General features: G+C 72.1%; 1 protein-coding gene. It reads left to right on the top strand.

Going from position 1 to position 276, the window contains the following annotated elements:
* Positions 1–276 (top strand): helix-turn-helix transcriptional regulator (locus SB719_RS19880; RefSeq protein WP_412159697.1); only part of this gene is annotated, 276 nt, incomplete at both ends.

Genomic DNA, 276 nt, shown 5'->3' with positions numbered 1-276 from the left:
GGCAGGTCATGCCGTCACGGCTGCGTCACCGCCTCGACGCGCTCGAAGTCACCACCGTGGGTGGGCCCGGCGATGCGGCGCCCACGGACGTCTCGCTCGACGTGCTTCTTGCCGTGGCGTACGCCATCCGCGATCGCGAGACCCTCCGCTTCGACTATGTCAGCGGCAGCGGGTCCGGCACCGACGACCGGCAGCCGCTCGCCCCCCGTCGCGTCGAACCGCACCATCTGGTCGCCTCCCGCGGGCGGTGGTACCTCCTCGCCTGGGATCTCGACC

This window comes from Pantoea sp. SIMBA_079 (assembly GCF_046940275.1).
Taxonomy (GTDB): Bacteria; Pseudomonadota; Gammaproteobacteria; order Enterobacterales; family Enterobacteriaceae; genus Pantoea; species Pantoea borealis.
The sequence above is the reverse complement of the archived record's forward strand: the minus strand, read 5'-3'. Positions and strand labels throughout refer to the sequence as shown.